Consider the following 19116-nt stretch of genomic DNA (forward strand, 5'->3'; position numbering starts at 1 on the left):
TAAATTTATATTTTTGTATTTTAGATTCTTTTCTGCTTTCTTACAGTACTTGTTTATTGCATAGTTTCAATAATCAATATCTAAAATCTGTTTATATACAAAGATTTTGTTGGCTTTGACTGATTTGCATTGATATGTTATTGATGCGTAATTCATCTATTTGCTTTCTAGCGTGTCATAATGAAACTTCTGGATAACTACCAAAGCTAATTAATGCGCCTTTTCTGGCATACGGACGCATATACTTAAAACACCATATTTTAGAATTATTCGATTTAACCAAGAAATACATACCACCATCATCAAATAACGAATAATCTTTCTTGGCTTGGCGGTTTTTATTTAGGGGGGCTGTTAATGGATGTGTTTTTCTAGTCATAATTATTTTAGGTATACGATATATAGGTATATTATCTTCTTATACCTAGGCATATACCTAAAAATTTTGGTTGTAAATGTACCTTACTGATACTTAATGGGCAATAAAATAGACTTTAAGGCTTGTTATTACTGGGTTTGATGTGCTTTGTAGGGTTTAATAGAATGTTGCTGTTTATTGATTTGGTGCCGTGGGCGGGACTTGAACCCGCATGCTCTTAGAGCACTACCCCCTCAAGATAGCGTGTCTACCAATTTCACCACCACGGCGCCGTTTTTATTCAGGAATATCCGATGTTGAATTCTGTTGTGTTGGTTGAGCAACTGGAGCGGTTATTTGTTCCGTTTTGCTTTCGTTTTGTTGTGTTGTTGGTATAGTATCTTCAAGGCTATCAAACTCGCCAGTTCTAGTTACGTGCGGTTTGCTACCCAAATTCGATAGTAAAATGCTTATGATAAAAAACAAAATACCTAACAAAGTTGTAGCGCGAGTTAAAAAATTTCCACTACCAGAAGAACCAAACAAAGTTGCTGACGCACCCGAGCCAAAAGAAGAACCCATATCAGCCCCTTTGCCTCGTTGAATCAAAACTAAAGCGATAATCGCTAAAGCGATAATCAAATAACTCACAATCAAAAATTCGTACATTTCAACCTGTCAATTTTATATGTTCTACAACAGAATCTATTGGTGCGAAATATTAGCGAAAGACAAGCCAACAAGCAAGTAAAATTTCAAGAATTGTTGGCTTGTTTTATAAAATGTCCTTTTTAATTAATAAAAAGTTACTAATTTTTAAACTAAAATCAATATTACCATTATTGCAACCAAAACTATTTTTCAACTTGAATTGGCGTCATTATGCCTTGCATACAGCATGTAATAACTGTTCTTTTCCCCCATACTTGAATTTGTCCTATCCAAGCATCAATTGCATATTTGTTAAAATATTCTGGATATTGTTCTGTCAGTGGAAATTCATCAGATGAAAAAAACCAGTAATAATAGTGGGACCAAGTAAGTACAACCATGCCATATTTATCTACAATCACACTATTTACAGGGTTAGCATTAATAGAAAAATATGCAATATTAGCCAGCTCACTCTAATAGTGAGAGTATAATAATCAATTGTGCGTTCTTGTCTAAAAAGCAGTATAATGTCGCCATTTTTATTATGGTAAGCTCTATTTATGAAATTTATTGTTAAACTTTTTCCTGAAATAACCATCAAAAGTGATTCTGTTCGTTTACGTTTTATTAAAATACTCACCAGCAATATTCGTAATATTTTAAAACATCATATTGAAGATGTTGCCGTGATTCGTCATTGGGATTTTATTGAAGTTCGCCCAAAAATTGAAAATAGTGAAGCCAAGATACTCGAATTATTAACAAGGATCCCCGGTATTCATCATATTTTAGCCGTTGATGAAATCACTTTCGTTGATATGCATGATATTTTTGAAAAGGCAGTGGTTTATTATGCGCCATTAATTGAAGATAAAACATTTTGTGTACGTGTAAAACGTCGTGGCAAGCATGAATTTTCTTCAATTGATGTTGAACGTTATGTTGGTGGTGGGCTCAATCAATATGTTTCTTCGGCTAAGGTTAAATTAAATCATCCAGAAATTACGGTTAACCTTGAAATTGATAACGACAAATTACTACTTGTTAAAGGTCGACATGCTGGCATTGGTGGTTTTCCAACAGGTACACAAGAAGATGTCATTTCGCTTATATCGGGTGGTTTTGATTCAGGCGTATCAAGTTATATGTTAATGCGACGTGGAAGCCGTGTACATTATTGTTTCTTTAATCTTGGTGGAAAAACTCACGAGATTGGTGTTAAACAAATGGCTCATTATCTTTGGGAACGTTATGGTAGTTCGCATAAAGTGCGTTTTATTGCGATTAATTTTTCTGATGTTGTTGGTGAAATTCTTGAGAAGATCGATGATGGACAAATGGGCGTTGTTTTAAAACGGATGATGGTTCGTGCTGCATCAAAAATTGCACAGCGTTATAAAGTAGAAGCACTTGTTACTGGAGAGGCATTAGGGCAAGTATCGAGCCAAACGCTGACCAATTTACGATTAATTGATAATGTTAGTGACACACTAATCTTACGACCTCTAATCACACATGATAAAGAAACAATTATCAATCTTGCGCGCCAAATTGGTACTGAGGATATAGCTAAAACCATGCCAGAATTTTGTGGTGTGATTTCTAAAAGCCCAACAGTTAAAGCGGTAAAAGAAAAAATTGAAGCGGAAGAGCTGAATTTTGATTTCACGATTTTGGATAAAGCTGTTGCTGAAGCTGAAAATATTGATATTCGTGAGATAGCTAAACAAGCTGACACCAAGATTACTCATGTTGAAACAATCACAACACTTAATGCTGATCACGTGGTCATTGACATTCGTTCGCCAGACGAGCAAGAGGATAATCCACTTGTATTGAATGACGTTGAAATCAAACTTATTCCATTTTATAAATTAGCAACACAATTTGGCAATTTGGATCAGTCAAAACAATATTTACTATATTGCGATCGTGGTGTTATGAGCAAGTTACAAGCGCTTTATTTAATTGATCAAGGATTTAATAACGTAAAAATATTTGCTTTATAAAACTTAACAATACGTTACTATATTATTTGTATTTTTTACATATATAATGGATTTTGTGCATAAATTATGCTTGTTATTTAAAATAAATATCAAAAATAAATGCTATAAAGAGGAGTGTAATGAATAGCAAATTACTTATAGTTGATGATGATGTTGAGATTGCTTTATTATTACGTGAATTGCTCGAATTAGAAGGGTATCAAATTGAAATCGCTAATACGGGCATTGAGGCTTTAGAAAAATTTGATGATACTATCGATCTTGTGCTACTTGATATTATGATGCCTGAAATGAACGGGTTTAATGTATTATCTCAACTCAGAGCTAAATTTACCGTTCCGATTATTTTTTTAACAGCCAAAGATAGTGAACATGATAAAGTTAATGGGCTTGAGCTTGGAGCTGATGATTACATTCTAAAACCATTCAATGACAGAGAACTTATAGCTCGGATTAATGCGCAGTTACGAAGAGCGCGTTGGGATAATATCTCAAATGATGATTCTGATAAGCCAATTCAATATATTATTGATAAACTTAACGTAAATCGAAAACAACAAGCTGTTTTTTTTGATAATAAGTACATTGAATTAACTGGGACAGAGTTTCAAGTATTGCTAAAATTTATTGAGCAAGGGGGCAAAATAATTTCACGAGACATGCTAACTGCATCGGTTTTAGGGAAAAAGTTTGTCCCACTAGCTCGCTCAATTGATGTTCATGTGTCTAATTTGCGCAAAAAGCTTCCGCCAAGAAGTGATGGTTTACCTTGGATTAAAACATTACGTTCTAAAGGCTACTTATTTGTCATTGACCCACATGATGATTTATTACAAGACTAGAATAATATGATAATAAAGGCCAGATAACATGTGGTTTTTTGACAGGCTAGCTATCAAAATTTTCACTATATTTTTATTAACGATAGCTTCTTTCTTAATGTTAATTATGGTGCTACCCAATCTCGATTCGCGAAATTTAACGTATTTAGCAAATAAAGATAAAGAAATCGGTAATAAACTTGCTTGGCAAATTGAAAATGATCTTGCCAATGTACCCAAAGATAGTTTTCGCTGGTGGATGCGCTTTATTGTGGTAATGAATACGCACCAAAAACCAGCTCAATCTTTATTTATAGTTACTCCCAATGAGCAAATTATAACAGCTGAAACTAAAAATATTGATTTGATAAAAAACTTTAGTCAAAAATCTCATAATGTTGATGATCCAGCAAAGCAGATTTATGATACCCAAGAAATTATCGGCCCTTTTTTAATTCATTATACAAATGCGCAATATCAATTATATATTTTACAACCCGCAACAGATAGCCAATCCCAATTTGTTAATTTTATTTTTGATCACCCTTTTTTATTACTAACGCTGACTATGCTTGCAAGTTCACCTTTTTTACTTTGGTTATCTTGGAGCATAGCAAAACCGGCAAGAAAGCTAAAACAAGCGGCAGATCAGGTTGCTAAAGGTAATTTGCAAGAGTGGCCAGATCTTGAAAAAATAGGATCGTCTGAATATAAAGCAACGGGCGCTAGTTTTAACCTTATGTTAAGAGAGCTAAAACGAATGCAAACGTTGCAACAACGTCTGTTTTCGGATATCTCTCACGAATTACGCACACCACTAACACGCTTACAACTTGCTACCTCCTTATTACGTCGAAAACAAGGCGAAAGCAGTGAAGTTATACGTATCAATAATGAAGCAATAAAGCTAGATGCTATGATTGGTGACTTACTATTATTGGCAAGGCAGCAATATGACAATAATGAAATTCGTGAATTTAATCAAATTGATCTTCTATTTAAACCCGTGTTGGATAATGCGGCGTTTGAAGCCGAACAAATAGGAAAAAATTTTTCAGTGGTTAATCAACCAACTAACCACACTATTTTATGTTATCCCGTAGCGTTATGCAGTGCACTTGAAAATGTTATACGAAACGCATTTCGCTATTCAAACAAACAAATTATTATCAATTTTGAAGTAAAAAAACAAAAGGTAACAATTACCATAGATGATGATGGCATAGGTGTAGCTGAAAGTGAATTAGCGCAAATATTTAGGCCATTTTATCGCACAAGCGAAGCGCGTGATCGACAATCTGGTGGAACAGGACTCGGGCTCGCAATAGTCGCTAATGCAATCATACGCGATCACGGCACGGTTACCGCAGAAAAAAGCCACCTTGGTGGACTTCGAATTGTGATAATATTACCCATTCATAAATATAAATAATAAAAGAGAACTATTGTGTCAAATACTGCATTAAACATCGTTTTATTTGAACCGGAAATTCCTGCCAATACAGGCAACATTATTCGCCTTTGCGCTAACACTGGCTTTAACTTACATATTATTGAACCCATGGGCTTTTATTGGGATGACAAAAAGCTAAAACGAGCAGGGCTTGATTATCAAGAATTTGTCGATGTAAAACGTTACAAAAATTTGGACCATTTTGTAGATACCAATCAAATAGACTGGTTAACACAAGTGTATGCTTTAACCACAAAAGGACAAAAACCGCATAGTGAAGTTAATTATCAACAAAATGACTTTTTAATGTTTGGCCCAGAAACCCGCGGTTTACCTAACACAATATTAGATGCACTGCCTCAGGATAAAAAAATACGTATTCCTATGTTAGCCACAAGCCGTAGTATGAACTTATCTAACTCGGTAGCTGTTGTCGTTTACGAATCATGGCGCCAGCTAGGTTACATGGGAGCAAAATAGATTATTGTTTTAGAAAGAATAAACTGACAAACGGCTTACGCATCATTACCATAATTGCATAGCTACCTAAAACGCTTACAAAATTTTAGGCTAAGAAGCCAAGCCAAAAAACGTAATACTTTATAACTATATGATTTCATACAAAATAAAAACTTGAATAAAATCAATGGCTTTTCTGAAGTGTTTTTTTAATAAAAAGGCTTTCTTTTTAATCCGCTAACTGAATAATCGCACAGTGTTATTTGGTGGCAGAATATACCACCGATAGAGTCAGATTAGCCTGCCAAACAAAGATAGCTAGTGAGATACTGTTTTATCAGCAATAAATCAGCATGGTTGCGTAAGCAAATAAAACGCTTAAAAATTTTAAGCTTGGATATCAAGCCCAAAAACGTAATATCTTATAACTATATGATTTTAAACAAAATAAAAACTTAAATAAAATCAATAGCTTTTCTGAAGTATTTTTTAATAAAAAGGCTTTATTTTTAATCCGCTAACTGAATAATCGCACAGTGCTATTCGGTGGCAGAATATGCCACCGATAGAGCCAAATTAGCCCGCCAAACAAAGATAGCTAGTGAGATACTGTTTTATCGGCAATAAATCAGCGCAGTTGCGTAAGTCAATAAAAAGCTTAAAAATTTTAGGCTTAGAAGTCAAGCCAAAAAGTGTAATACTTTATACGTAATACTTTGTAACTATATGATTTTACACAAAATAAAAACTTCAATAAAATCAATGGTTTTTCTGAAGTATTTTTTTAATAAAAAGGCTTCCTTTTTAATCCGCTAACTGAATAATAGCACAGTGTTATCCGGTGGCAGAAGATACCACCGACGGAGTCAGATTAGCCCACCAAACAAAGATGTTTAGTGAGATACTGTTTTATCGGCAATAAATCAGCGTGATTGCGTAAAACCGAGTGACAAAAGAGGAACGAATTTTTCTGGAAAACTTTGAATACCACAACATTTAAATATCAAAACATTGCCAAGATAGCCTCAAAAGGCGCTATTCTATGATAAGAGTAACAAAAAAGCACATTAACTTTTGTTTAAAAAATTAACCAGACTTTCTTGTTGAAATTTCTCTAATAAATTGAATTAGATACCATACTGAGTAGCAAGCAAAGTAAGCCTGCATCATACACAAATTCACGTTACTAAAGTGGTTTATTAAAGATAATAGTATATCTTTTTTATAAAATAGAGCTTACTCTTTTTTTACTATAGTCAATATCTTTAATAAACAACGTTTTTTGAGCTTTAAATTATTTTTAATAAAAAAAAACGTGATCTGCGTCAAATTTTGAGTATACTATGCCTCTCATAAAACCCTAGTTTTTTTAAGGATGTTAGTTTGAGCACAGATAAACTTGTTGATTCATATTCTCCCGCACAAATGACCCAAATTGCCGAAGACATTGGCCATTACAAAGTAAACAAACACCCAGCTAGCACGATTTTATCTGCAATTCTTGCAGGTGTTTTTATCTCAATTGCTTTCGTATTTTACATTACCGTAACTACAGGCACTGCAACGGTTGCGTTTGGCTTAGCAAAATTGGTGGGGGGCATTTGTTTCTCATTAGGTCTTATGCTGGTTGTTTGCTGTGGCTCAGACTTATTTACTTCAACAGTATTAACGATTTTGCCTAAAATGACGCACAAAGTGAGCTGGATAAAAATGCTCCGTAATTGGATTTTAGTCTATATCGGTAACTTTATTGGTGCTATACTGTTTGTCACAGTAATTTGGTTTTCTGGCCAGTATATGGTTGCTAATGGCTTATGGGGACTAAATGTTCTTCAAACGGCAGATCACAAGTTACATCATACCTTTATTGAAGCCATATGCCTTGGTTTTTTAGCTAATCTAATGGTTTGTTTGGCTGCATGGCTAAGTTATGCTGGTCGTAGTTTACTTGATAAGATGTTAATCATGGTCCTTCCTGTTGCAATGTTTGTTGCCAGTGGTTTTGAGCATAGCATTGCTAATATGTTTATGATCCCAATGGGCATTGTGATTAATAACTTTGCGTCACCCGAATTTTGGCAAGCAATTGGCGTGTCTCCTGATGCATTTAAAGAACTAACGGTAACGCATTTTGTTTTAAATAATTTAATTCCTGTAACAATTGGGAATATTTTAGGTGGTTTAGCGGTTGCACTACCTTATTGGGCTTTATATTTACGTAAGCCACATTGATTTTATGATATTTATCCTCATATAAAAAAGGATGAATAGATATTTTTGTAAACCTGAGGTGAAAAACTATGAGTAATTTAAACGAAGTACAAGCTGTTGCTTGGAAAGGATTTAAAGATGGTGATTGGCAAAATAATGTTAATGTCCGCGATTTTATTCAAAAGAACTACACGCCATACGAGGGTGATGAGTCTTTCTTAGCTGGCGCGACAGAAGCTACAACTAAGTTATGGGCTAAAGTAATGGAAGGCATCAAAGTTGAAAATGCTACCCATGCCCCTGTGGATTTTGATACCAGTGTTATTTCGACAATTACTGCTCATGACGCAGGTTATATTGAAAAAGATTTAGAAAAAATTGTTGGCTTACAAACTGAAAAACCACTAAAACGTGCGATTATCCCGTTTGGTGGTATCAAAATGATCGAGAATTCTTGTAAAGCTTATAACAGAACGCTAGATCCATTAGTCAAAAAAATCTTCACTGAATACCGCAAAACCCACAACCAAGGTGTTTTCGATATCTATACGCCAGATATCCTTCGTTGTCGTAAATCAGGTGTTATCACTGGTCTTCCTGATGCTTATGGTCGTGGTCGTATCATTGGGGATTACCGTCGTGTAGCACTTTACGGTATCGACTACTTAATGAAAGACAAATTTGCACAATTCAATTCACTACAAGCTGATTTTGAAAATGGTGTTGATTTAGCCATGACAATGCAACGTCGTGAAGAAATCGCAGAACAACATCGTGCACTTGGTCAAATCAAAGAAATGGCGACTAAATATGGTTTCGATATTTCTGAACCTGCTAAAACAGCACAAGAAGCTGTTCAATGGACTTATTTTGGTTATTTAGCTGCGGTTAAATCACAAAATGGTGCGGCAATGTCATTAGGTCGTACATCGACTTTCTTTGATATTTACTTCCAACGTGATCTTGCTGCTGGATTAATTACTGAAAAAGATGCGCAAGAAATTGTTGACCATTTTGTAATGAAATTACGTATGGTTCGTTTCTTACGTACGCCTGAATATGATGAATTATTCTCAGGTGACCCAATTTGGGCAACCGAATCTATCGCTGGTATGGGTGTTGATGGTCGTACTTTAGTAACTAAGACTTCTTTCCGTTTCTTAAATACTTTATACACAATGGGTCCATCGCCTGAACCTAACATGACAATCCTTTGGTCTGAACAATTACCAAGTGGATTCAAAGAATTTGCATCAAAAGTATCAATTGACACATCATCATTACAATATGAAAACGATGACTTGATGCGTCCTGACTTTAATAACGATGACTACGCGATTGCATGTTGTGTAAGCCCAATGATCGTCGGTAAACAAATGCAATTCTTTGGTGCGCGTGCAAACCTTGCTAAAACACTTCTATACGCAATCAACGGCGGTGTGGATGAAAAATTAAAAATGCAAGTCGGTCCTAAAGAAGATCCAATTATGGATGAATATTTAGATTTCGATACAGTATTTGCTCGTTTAGACCACTTCATGGATTGGTTAGCAAAACAATACGTAACAGCATTAAATGCAATTCACTACATGCACGATAAATACAGCTACGAAGCATCATTAATGGCATTACATGATCGTGATGTTATTCGTACTATGGCATGTGGTATTGCGGGTCTTTCTGTTGCTGCTGACTCACTTTCTGCGATTAAATACGCTAAAGTAAAAACAGTTCGTGATGAAGATGGTTTAGCGACTGACTTCGAAATTGAAGGTGAATACCCACAATTTGGTAACAATGACCCACGAGTTGATGACATTGCTGTTGATTTAGTTGAACGTTTCATGAAGAAAATTCAAAAACTTAAAACTTATCGTAATGCAATTCCAACACAATCTGTACTTACAATTACATCAAACGTTGTATATGGTAAGAAAACAGGTAACACACCAGATGGACGTCGTGCAGGAGCACCGTTTGGACCAGGTGCTAACCCAATGCACGGACGTGACCAAAAAGGTGCGGTGGCTTCATTAACTTCTGTTGCTAAACTACCATTTGCTTACGCTAAAGACGGTATTTCTTATACTTTCTCTATCGTTCCAAATGCATTAGGTAAAGATGATGATGTACGTAAACGCAACCTTGCTGGCTTAATGGATGGTTACTTCCACCATGAAGCAACAATTGAAGGTGGACAACATCTAAATGTTAACGTATTAAACCGTGAAACATTATTAGATGCGATGGAACACCCTGAAAAATATCCACAATTAACAATTCGTGTTTCTGGGTATGCAGTACGTTTCAACTCATTAACTAAAGAACAACAAAAAGACGTAATTAGCCGTACATTTACGCAATCTATGTAGTTTAGTCATTGATTAACTTAATTAAAATAGCGCCCTTAAGGCGCTATTTTTTTATCAACGCTAAAATACTATTTGTGCCACTGTAATTAAATATGAATACGATGATAATAATTAAATATTATGGGTCATTATTCGATATAATTAAACGGAAATATAATTCGTATTGATTAATACAATGGGTGTAATTTGGTCATTATCAGGGTTAAAATGATTAAAAAAGCAATATGAGCAATGATTAGAGATTATCTATGGAACAACAAAACATAATTATGACAACAAAGTCGCCTATTATAGGTCGTATTCACTCTTTCGAATCTTTCGGTACTGTAGATGGTCCTGGGATTCGTTTTATTGTCTTTTTTCAGGGGTGCTTAATGCGCTGCTTGTATTGCCATAATCGCGATACGTGGGATTTAAAAGCAGGTCGAGAAGTTACCGTTGATGAGTTGATGAAAGAGATTGTTTCTTACAAAAGCTTCATTATGCCAAATGGTGGCGGTGTAACGGCCTCTGGTGGTGAAGCAACTTTACAAGCTGAATTTGTTACTCAATGGTTTAGAGCTTGCCATCAAGAGGGTATTAGTACCTGCTTAGATACTAATGGGTATGCTAGACAACTCGATCATATAATGGATGAACTTTTAGAAGTCACTGATTTAGTGATGCTCGATTTAAAACAGGTCAATGATGAAATTCATCAAAAACTAGTGGGTGTGCCTAATAAACGTGTTCTAGAATTTGCTAAACATCTACAAAAAATTAACAAAAGAACTTGGATACGTTATGTGGTTGTACCGGGATGGACTGATGATGATGATTCCGCTCATTTACTCGGTAAATTCATTCAAGGAATGGATAATATTGAGCGCGTAGAATTATTAGCTTATCACAAATTGGGCGCTTATAAATGGGACACGCTTGGTGACGAATATAAGTTAGCTGGCGTTGAGGCACCGCCAAGAGAAACCATGGACAGGATCCAAGGTATTTTAGAATCTTATGGCCATTATGTCACTTTCAGTAAATAAAATAAAAGGCATATGAATGATCATATGCCTTCCATCTGCGGTTTTCACCATATTATTTTTCGCTTTATTGCTCGTAAAACAAAAAGGCAACCTTCTAAAGCAAGAACACAAACTGACGACCAAATAAGCCCATATGAAACAATGTGTTCAGACGAAATTGATTCATGTAAAAATAAGACAGAAACAATAGTAAGTAATACTGGCTCTACATAACCAAGTAAACCAAACAAACCCATTGGTAATAGTCGCCTTGCCATAAAATACATCGCAAATGCTAGTGCGGTTATTATTCCCAACATTGGAATATATAGATGGAAATGGATAAGATCATCAAGTATCTTGTTAACACGATGACTTATAAAAAAGTAGCCTAAGCAACCTAAGAAAATAAAAAAGAAGTCAGAAAATGTACCTGCAATACCTTCTATTTGCAACTTACGCCGAACCATGAAGTAAATAGGGTAACCTAATGCAATAACGGCAGTTTCCCATGAAAATGCTTGAGTCATATAGATTTCAATAATAACGCCTAATACCGCCAGTCCAACTGATATTTTTTGTAAAAAACTTAACTTTTCTTGGTAGACGAGCTGTCCAATAATTACCATGGTTAATGGTAATAAAAAATACCCTAGTGATGCCGATAACCCGTGCCCATTAAGGGGAGCCCAAATAAAAATCAACATTTGTATTGTTAGCAGTAATGAAGAGAATAACAGCCCAATAAGCAACGATGGTTGCTGCTTAATTCGTGCTAATAGCATTGCAATTTCAGACCACTGTTTTTCTATAGAAATAAGAACAATAATGGCAGGAAAAGAAGTTAACAATCGCCAACAGAAAACATCAATAACGGATAACGGTTGTAATAAAACAGGATAGTAATAAAGTAAACCAAAAAGGCATGACGCCAGTATCGAAAGTGTAATGCCTTTTATCATTTTTCCACCTTAATTAATAAAAAAATAGCGCTAATTATTAGCGCTATTGTTATGTGTAATGTCCAGTTTTATCCGATAAACTCAACGCCATTCATATAAGGAATTAAGACTGATGGGATTTTAATTGTTCCATCTGCCTGTTGGTAGTTTTCCATAATGGCAACCAGTGTGCGACCAACCGCTAATCCTGAACCATTTAAAGTATGAACTAAATAAGTTTTATTATCGGCCTTATTACGGTAACGAGCTTGCATGCGACGTGCTTGGAAATCCCACATATTAGAGCAAGAAGAGATCTCACGATAAGTATTTTGCGCTGGAACCCAAACTTCAAGATCGTAAGTTTTACATGAACCAAAGCCCATATCGCCAGTACATAACACAATTTTTCGATATGGTAATTCAAGTAATTGTAGAACTTTTTCCGCATGGGCAGTAAGTTCTTCTAATGCTTGCATAGATTCTTCAGGCTTAACAATTTGCACCAATTCGACTTTATCAAATTGATGCATACGAATTAATCCACGAGTATCTTTACCATAAGATCCTGCTTCAGAGCGGAAGCACGGCGTATGTGCTGTCATTTTTAATGGTAATACGCTTTCATCAAGAATTTCATCACGCACAAGATTGGTTACAGGCACTTCAGCAGTTGGAATTAATGCATAATTGCTGCTTTCTGTTTCTTCATCTAGCGGTTTAGTATGAAATAAATCACCCGCAAACTTCGGCAATTGTCCTGTGCCAAAAAGCGTTGTCTGATTTACCAAATACGGCACATAAATCTCGGCATAACCATGTTGTTCAGTGTGCAAATCTAACATAAATTGAGTTATAGCTCGATGTAAGCGTGCTATTTGTGATTTCATCACGACAAAACGTGCACCGGTTAGCTTTACTCCTGCTGCGAAATCTAGCCCACCAAAGCGCTCACCCAATGCAACATGATCTTGAATCGGAAAATCAAACGTTCTTGGAGTTCCAAAGCGAGAAACTTCTACATTGTCATTTTCATCTTTGCCATCAGGAACCGAGTCATCAGGAATATTAGGAATAGTCGAAGCTATATCTTTAATTTGGTTAAGTAAGATATCAAGTTCAGCTTTAGCGCTATTAAGTTTTTCACCAAGTTTATTCACTTCTTCACGTACAGCTGAGATATCCTCGCCTCGTGCTTTAGCTGCACCAATTGCTTTTGAGCGAGCATTACGCTCAGCTTGCAAATTCTCAGTTTCAACTTGTAATACTTTGCGTTTTTCTTCTAGTTGACGGATAGTATCAACATCTAATTTAAATCCACGGCGTGCTAATTTATTAGCAACAAGATCAAGTTCATTTCGGAGTAAATTTGGATCCAACATAAATAATGTCCATTATTATTAATTAAGTAATATTTTCACTTCATTATTATTCTAATATAGATAACAGAACATATAAATCAAAAAGTGGGTAATTACATATATTAAAATTTGTGAACTTAGTATACTAGAATTATATTGGTATTCAACCAAAATGGCGCACCCGAAGGGATTCGAACCCCTGACCGCTCGGTTCGAAGCCGAGTGCTCTATCCAGCTGAGCTACGGATGCGTGTAAACTCATGAAAAAGTGGTGCATCCGAAGGGATTCGAACCCCTGACCGCCCGGTTCGTAGCCGGGTACTCTATCCAGCTGAGCTACGGATGCATTTTGAATTTATTAAAATGGTGCATCCGAAGGGATTCGAACCCCTGACCGCCCGGTTCGTAGCCGGGTACTCTATCCAGCTGAGCTACGGATGCATATTTTAATTTTAAATGGCGGTGAGAGAGGGATTCGAACCCTCGATGCAGCTTTTGACCGCATACTCCCTTAGCAGGGGAGCGCCTTCAGCCTCTCGGCCATCTCACCGAAACATTATGATTTCGCTTTAGCAACAAAATCATAATGTGTGGCGCACATATTACGGTTTACAAAAAATAAGTCAAACATTTTTTTGTTTATGTGCGCTTAATTGTTTATTTCCTACCCAATATCACCCCATTGGCTTGGATAATTCATCATTTGTCTCTTTTGACTGATGAATCTTGTTATATATCTCTTCCCTATGAATTGAAACTTCTTTAGGGGCATTGATACCAATTCTGACTTGATTACCTTTAACACCTAAAATAGTAATGACTACATCATCACCAATAATTAGTGTTTCACCTACTCTCCTAGTTAAAATTAACATTCGATCTCCTAATATCAGTTAAGTATATATCTAAACAATTTTTAAGATATAGCTTCGCTAGCCTTCTATCAGTAAGATAAAATTTTGCAGAAAAAACTCTAATATTTAACTAATAAATAATCGAGCATATCTGGACTAACTTGCTTGTAATTTATTACTGATTTCCTTTTTTACAGAAGATAACGCTTCTGGTAACGCTGAAAGATCCATTCCACCTGCCTGAGCAAAATCAGGTCGCCCACCACCTTTACCACCTACTTTTAACGCTAATTGAGAAACTAATTCACCAGCTTTAACTACACCGATTAAATCATTGGTGACTCCAGCAGCTAAATTGATTTTGCCAGCATTAACGGCCGCTAAAACAATTACGCCTGTTTTCAATTGATTTTTTAGATCGTCAATCATAGTGCGCAATAATTTTGCCTCGACATTATCAAGTTTAGCAATTAGCAAATTTGTACTATTGATTTTTTCGCATTGATTAAGCAATTGCGCACTATCTTGGCTCGCTTTTTGTGCTTTTAATTGCTCAATTGTTTTTTCAAGCTGTTTAGTTTGTTCAAACAGTTGCTCAATACGATTTAAAACAGCAGACTTATCGCTTTTAACTACTTGCCCAATCTGAGTTAATAAATTAGACTCATGATGGATAAGATCCATTGCGTTCTGCCCTGAAGTTGCCTCAATACGGCGCACACCAGATGCGATACTTGATTCGGATATTATTTTAAATAAACCAATATCACCCGTTCTATCTACATGAGTACCACCACAAAGCTCAATTGAAAAATCACCCATTGTAAGAACTCTAACAATATCTTCGTATTTTTCACCAAATAAAGCCATAGCGCCTTTATCTTTGGCTTTATCAATTGGCATTAGTTCAATCTCTACAGGTAAATTGTGGCGAATCTGTTGATTAACCAAATTCTCTATCTCAATAATTTGTTCAGGCGTAATAGCTTGATTATGCGAAAAGTCAAAACGCAGATAGCTATCATTAACTAAAGACCCTTTTTGATGAACATGATTACCTAAAACACGTTGCAACGCAGCTTGTAACAAATGTGTAGCTGAATGATTACGACGAATACGCTCACGTAACTCCACATCAATTGCAGCAGTAACATTATCGCCAACTTTTAAAGAACCTTTAATTATTTTACCTATATGACCAATACTTTTGCCGTATTTTTGACTATCTAAAACAGTAAATTCAACATTTGCTGCTGTTAATAACCCTTTATCGCCAATTTGACCGCCAGACTCGCCATAAAATGGTGTCTTATCTAAAATGACAATAGCATCATCGCCACAATTAACATTTTCAACTTTTTGACCATCTTTAAATATCGCGATAACTTTTCCTGATGATTCTGTTTCTTGGTAGCCTAAAAACTCTGTTTTATCATCAAGTTTGATAACATTACTATAATCAACATTAAAAGCGCTTGATTCACGGGCTCGCTTACGTTGCTCTTCCATGCATAAATTAAAGCCAATTTCATCAACAGTAATATTTTTTTCACGACAAACATCAGCAGTTAAATCTAAAGGAAAACCGTAAGTATCGTAAAGTTTAAATGCAATATCTCCAGGTAAAATGTTACCTGTTATTTTAGTTAATTCTTGATCAAGTAAAGACAACCCTCGTTCTAGTGTCTTTAAAAATTGCTCTTCCTCAATTTTGAGTGCATCTTCAACCAACTTCTGGTTTTGTCCTAATTCAATTGCAGCACTTCCCATTACTTCAATTAATGGTTTAACAAGTTTATAGAAGAAAATATCTTTGGCGCCTAACATATGCCCATGGCGTACAGCACGTCGAATAATACGGCGTAATACATAACCACGGCCTTCATTAGATGGCAGTACACCATCAGAAATTAAAAATGCGCAAGATCGAATATGATCGGCAATGACTCGTAAAGATTTACTTTCCAAATCTTTAGTTTGAATAATCTCAGCCGCATCGTGAATTAATTTTTTAAATAAATCAATTTCATAATTAGAATTAACATGCTGAAGCACCGCGGCAATACGCTCAAGCCCCATACCTGTATCAACTGATGGCTTAGGCAATGGTTCCATTGTACCGTCAGCGCGTCGGTTAAATTGCATAAAGACAATATTCCAAATTTCTATATATCGGTCACCATCTTCTTCAGCGCTACCAGGAGGGCCACCCCAAAGATGATCGCCATGATCATAGAAAATTTCAGTACAAGGACCACAAGGACCTGTATCGCCCATTTGCCAAAAGTTATCTGAAGCATATGGCGCGCCTTTATTATCGCCAATACGAATTATTCGTTCTTTAGGGATACCGATTTCTTTCTCCCAAATTGCATATGCTTCATCATCTGTCTCATAGACAGTAACCGTTAACCTATCTTTTGGTAGGTTAAACCATTCTTTACTGGTTAATAGCTCCCAAGCAAAATGTATTGCATCATGCTTAAAATAATCGCCAAAACTAAAGTTTCCTAGCATTTCAAAAAAAGTATGATGGCGAGCTGTATAACCAACATTGTCTAAATCATTATGTTTACCGCCAGCGCGGACACAACGTTGTGATGTTGTTGCTCTAGTATAAGAGCGTTTATCAATACCAAGAAAGACATCTTTAAATTGATTCATTCCAGCATTAGTAAATAATAGTGTTGGATCATTATGCGGGACAAGGGAACTACTTGTGACAACTTCATGTCCTTTGCCACGGAAAAAGTCAAGAAAACTTTGACGAATTTCTGCAGTGCTTTTCATTTATGCTTCCATATAAAACGATAGATTTTTAAACATAGTAATATACCCGCTACAACTAAAGTTGAAAAGTAAATATTCTCATATCGAAACGGATCTAACTAATATTACAAGTAAATAAGGGAAAACTAAAAAAGAATTTGCGAGCTTTATTTATAATTGCTTTTATTAAGCTATATACTTAGTATTGTAGATATTATAATTATTTAAGTCAATAAATCGTAAGCAGTTTTAATATCATCTTGTGTATAACCTCTCGCCATTAAAAATTGCATACCTTTTTGTTTATTATTATTATTTTTACAATCAATTTGTTTTAGCTTTTTTAGTAATTGCTCGTATGCCATATTTTCCCAATTTATATCGGCAATTTGCAAAAGTTGCCGGCTCAAATCAACAGGTAAACCTCGTTGTTTAAGTTCCATGGCTATTTTATATTTTCCATAACCTTTTTTGGCTCGCATAACAATATAATTTTCAATATATTGTTCGTCATTAATCCAATTTTGTTTTATACAATATTCAATAACATATTGTATTTCAATTTTTAGTTTGGCTAACTGGTCATGGTATTCTTCATCGGTGTATTGCAGTTTTTTTATGAAAAAAGAGGCTATTTTTTGGCTTAGCTCATAAGAAGAATGGTTGCGCTGTGCAAGTAATTGCACAGCTTTATTGAGCATTGATTTGTTCAGTTTTGTTTCCATTACTCAACGCTTTCGCTTTCTGATGATATAGCTTGGTCATCAGCTGTAAAAACAGCAGGGCTATTTAATAATAATTCGCGTATTTTAGCTTCAAGTTCTGAAGCGATCTCAGGGTGTTCTTGTAAAAACTTAATTGAATTAGCTTTACCTTGACCCACTTTCTCGCCATTGTAGCTATACCACGCTCCTGCTTTATCGACTAACTTATGCTTAACGCCTAAATCAATTAACTCGCCTTCTTTCGAAATACCACAACCATAAAGAATTTGGAATTCAGCTTGTCTAAAAGGGGCTGCCACTTTGTTTTTAACCACTTTTACTCGAGTATCACTACCAATAACATCTTCACCTTCTTTTACAGAACCAGTACGGCGGATATCTAAACGTACTGATGCATAGAATTTCAGTGCATTACCGCCAGTTGTCGTTTCTGGACTACCAAACATAACACCAATTTTCATACGGATCTGGTTAATAAAGACAACTAAACAATTGGCATTTTTAATATTCGCAGTTAGTTTTCGCAATGCTTGTGACATTAAACGAGCTTGTAATCCCATATGAGAATCGCCCATTTCACCTTCAATTTCTGCTTTTGGTGTTAATGCAGCTACTGAGTCAACGATAATAACATCAACAGCACCAGAACGAACTAAAGCATCACAAATTTCAAGTGCTTGCTCTCCTGTATCGGGTTGCGAAACGAGTAAATCGTCGACTTGCACCCCTAATTTTGCAGCATAAATAGGATCCAGCGCATGTTCAGCATCAATAAATGCACAGGTTTTACCCTCTTTTTGTGCTTGAGCTATCACAGATAAAGTTAGCGTTGTTTTACCAGATGATTCAGGGCCAAAAATTTCAACAATTCTACCCATTGGTAGGCCACCGATACCTAATGCAATATCGAGCCCTAAAGAACCAGTAGATACCGCATCCACATCCAACGTTTGGGTATCACCTAAACGCATAATTGAACCTTTACCAAATTGTTTTTCGATTTGACTTAATGCTGCTGAAAGTGCGCGTTGTTTGTTTTCGTTCATATTATAAAATTCCAATGAGTTAGGATATGGCTATATATTATACTGTATTGTTATACAGTATCAAGTTTTTTTTATA

The 19116-nt window shown here is 35.5% G+C and carries 16 protein-coding genes and 5 tRNA genes; 7 read left to right on the forward strand and 14 right to left on the reverse strand.

The annotated features are described in order from the left end of the window. Positions 1-175 precede the first annotated feature (175 nt). The 4 genes from A9G28_RS10475 to A9G28_RS10490 form a co-directional block, all read right to left on the reverse strand. Positions 176-379 carry an integrase arm-type DNA-binding domain-containing protein gene (locus A9G28_RS10475; RefSeq protein WP_065580642.1) on the reverse strand — a complete coding sequence of 68 codons (204 nt, stop codon included), beginning with the start codon at positions 377-379 and terminating at the stop codon, positions 176-178. A gap of 183 nt (positions 380-562) precedes the next feature. Next, positions 563-648: transfer RNA gene (locus A9G28_RS10480), tRNA-Leu, on the reverse strand. A 7-nt stretch (positions 649-655) separates the two neighbouring features. Continuing rightward, positions 656-1027, reverse strand: a complete 372-nt coding sequence (gene secG, locus A9G28_RS10485; protein ID WP_065580643.1) for a preprotein translocase subunit SecG — start codon at positions 1025-1027, stop codon at positions 656-658. Between the two features lie 185 nt (positions 1028-1212). Next, a complete protein-coding gene (locus A9G28_RS10490; protein WP_065653462.1) occupies positions 1213-1431 on the reverse strand; it encodes a hypothetical protein in 219 nt (72 codons plus the stop codon). A gap of 141 nt (positions 1432-1572) precedes the next feature. Here A9G28_RS10490 and thiI point away from each other — a divergent pair, with 141 nt between their 5' ends. The 7 genes from thiI (at position 1573) to pflA (ending at position 11365) form a co-directional block, all read left to right on the forward strand. Next, the gene (gene thiI, locus A9G28_RS10495; protein ID WP_065580645.1) at positions 1573-3021 is read left to right on the forward strand and encodes a tRNA uracil 4-sulfurtransferase ThiI; all 1449 of its coding nucleotides are present in this window, start codon (positions 1573-1575) and stop codon (positions 3019-3021) included. 119 nt (positions 3022-3140) lie between these two features. Next, entirely contained in the window at positions 3141-3863 is a 723-nt protein-coding gene (locus A9G28_RS10500) for a response regulator (RefSeq protein WP_065567842.1), read from the forward strand. A gap of 28 nt (positions 3864-3891) precedes the next feature. Next, positions 3892-5274: an envelope stress sensor histidine kinase CpxA gene (gene cpxA, locus A9G28_RS10505; RefSeq protein ID WP_065580646.1), complete on the forward strand. Its 1383-nt coding sequence runs from the start codon at positions 3892-3894 to the stop codon at positions 5272-5274. Between the two features lie 15 nt (positions 5275-5289). After that, on the forward strand, positions 5290-5775 hold the full coding sequence (gene trmL / locus A9G28_RS10510; RefSeq protein ID WP_065567844.1) for a tRNA (uridine(34)/cytosine(34)/5-carboxymethylaminomethyluridine(34)-2'-O)-methyltransferase TrmL: 486 nt from the start codon (positions 5290-5292) through the stop codon (positions 5773-5775). Positions 5776-7137: 1362 nt separating this feature from the next. Further along, on the forward strand, positions 7138-7986 hold the full coding sequence (gene focA / locus A9G28_RS10515) for a formate transporter FocA (RefSeq protein WP_081297801.1): 849 nt from the start codon (positions 7138-7140) through the stop codon (positions 7984-7986). Positions 7987-8054: 68 nt separating this feature from the next. Beyond that, positions 8055-10337: a formate C-acetyltransferase gene (pflB, locus tag A9G28_RS10520; protein WP_065580647.1), complete on the forward strand. Its 2283-nt coding sequence runs from the start codon at positions 8055-8057 to the stop codon at positions 10335-10337. 248 nt (positions 10338-10585) lie between these two features. After that, the gene (pflA, locus tag A9G28_RS10525) at positions 10586-11365 is read left to right on the forward strand and encodes a pyruvate formate lyase 1-activating protein (protein WP_218057015.1); all 780 of its coding nucleotides are present in this window, start codon (positions 10586-10588) and stop codon (positions 11363-11365) included. Positions 11366-11409: 44 nt separating this feature from the next. Here the strand turns inward: pflA and rarD are convergent, their stop codons facing one another. The 10 genes from rarD to recA all read right to left on the reverse strand — a co-directional run bounded on the left by rarD (position 11410) and on the right by recA (position 19040). Next, on the reverse strand, positions 11410-12306 hold the full coding sequence (gene rarD / locus A9G28_RS10530) for an EamA family transporter RarD (RefSeq protein ID WP_065580648.1): 897 nt from the start codon (positions 12304-12306) through the stop codon (positions 11410-11412). 68 nt (positions 12307-12374) lie between these two features. Further along, positions 12375-13667 (reverse strand): serine--tRNA ligase, encoded by a 1293-nt coding sequence (gene serS, locus A9G28_RS10535; RefSeq protein ID WP_065567773.1) that lies wholly within the window; start codon positions 13665-13667, stop codon positions 12375-12377. 152 nt (positions 13668-13819) lie between these two features. Further along, positions 13820-13896: transfer RNA gene (locus A9G28_RS10540), tRNA-Arg, on the reverse strand. A 19-nt stretch (positions 13897-13915) separates the two neighbouring features. After that, positions 13916-13992 (reverse strand) — tRNA-Arg (locus A9G28_RS10545). Positions 13993-14010: 18 nt separating this feature from the next. Continuing rightward, positions 14011-14087 (reverse strand) — tRNA-Arg (locus tag A9G28_RS10550). Between the two features lie 16 nt (positions 14088-14103). Further along, a tRNA-Ser gene (locus A9G28_RS10555) sits at positions 14104-14196 on the reverse strand. A 124-nt stretch (positions 14197-14320) separates the two neighbouring features. Further along, positions 14321-14521 carry a carbon storage regulator CsrA gene (gene csrA / locus A9G28_RS10560; protein WP_065567772.1) on the reverse strand — a complete coding sequence of 67 codons (201 nt, stop codon included), beginning with the start codon at positions 14519-14521 and terminating at the stop codon, positions 14321-14323. A gap of 135 nt (positions 14522-14656) precedes the next feature. After that, the gene (alaS, locus tag A9G28_RS10565) at positions 14657-17290 is read right to left on the reverse strand and encodes an alanine--tRNA ligase (RefSeq protein ID WP_065580649.1); all 2634 of its coding nucleotides are present in this window, start codon (positions 17288-17290) and stop codon (positions 14657-14659) included. A 203-nt stretch (positions 17291-17493) separates the two neighbouring features. After that, positions 17494-17994, reverse strand: coding sequence for a regulatory protein RecX (locus A9G28_RS10570; protein WP_065580650.1), 501 nt, complete (start codon positions 17992-17994; stop codon positions 17494-17496). Next, positions 17994-19040, reverse strand: a complete 1047-nt coding sequence (gene recA, locus A9G28_RS10575; protein WP_065567769.1) for a recombinase RecA — start codon at positions 19038-19040, stop codon at positions 17994-17996. Before recA ends, A9G28_RS10570 begins: the two co-directional genes overlap by 1 nt. Between the last annotated feature and the right edge of the window lie 76 nt (positions 19041-19116).

Origin of the sequence: Gilliamella sp. Fer1-1 (assembly GCF_001690825.1) — a bacterium.
GTDB lineage: Bacteria > Pseudomonadota > Gammaproteobacteria > Enterobacterales > Orbaceae > Gilliamella > Gilliamella apicola_C.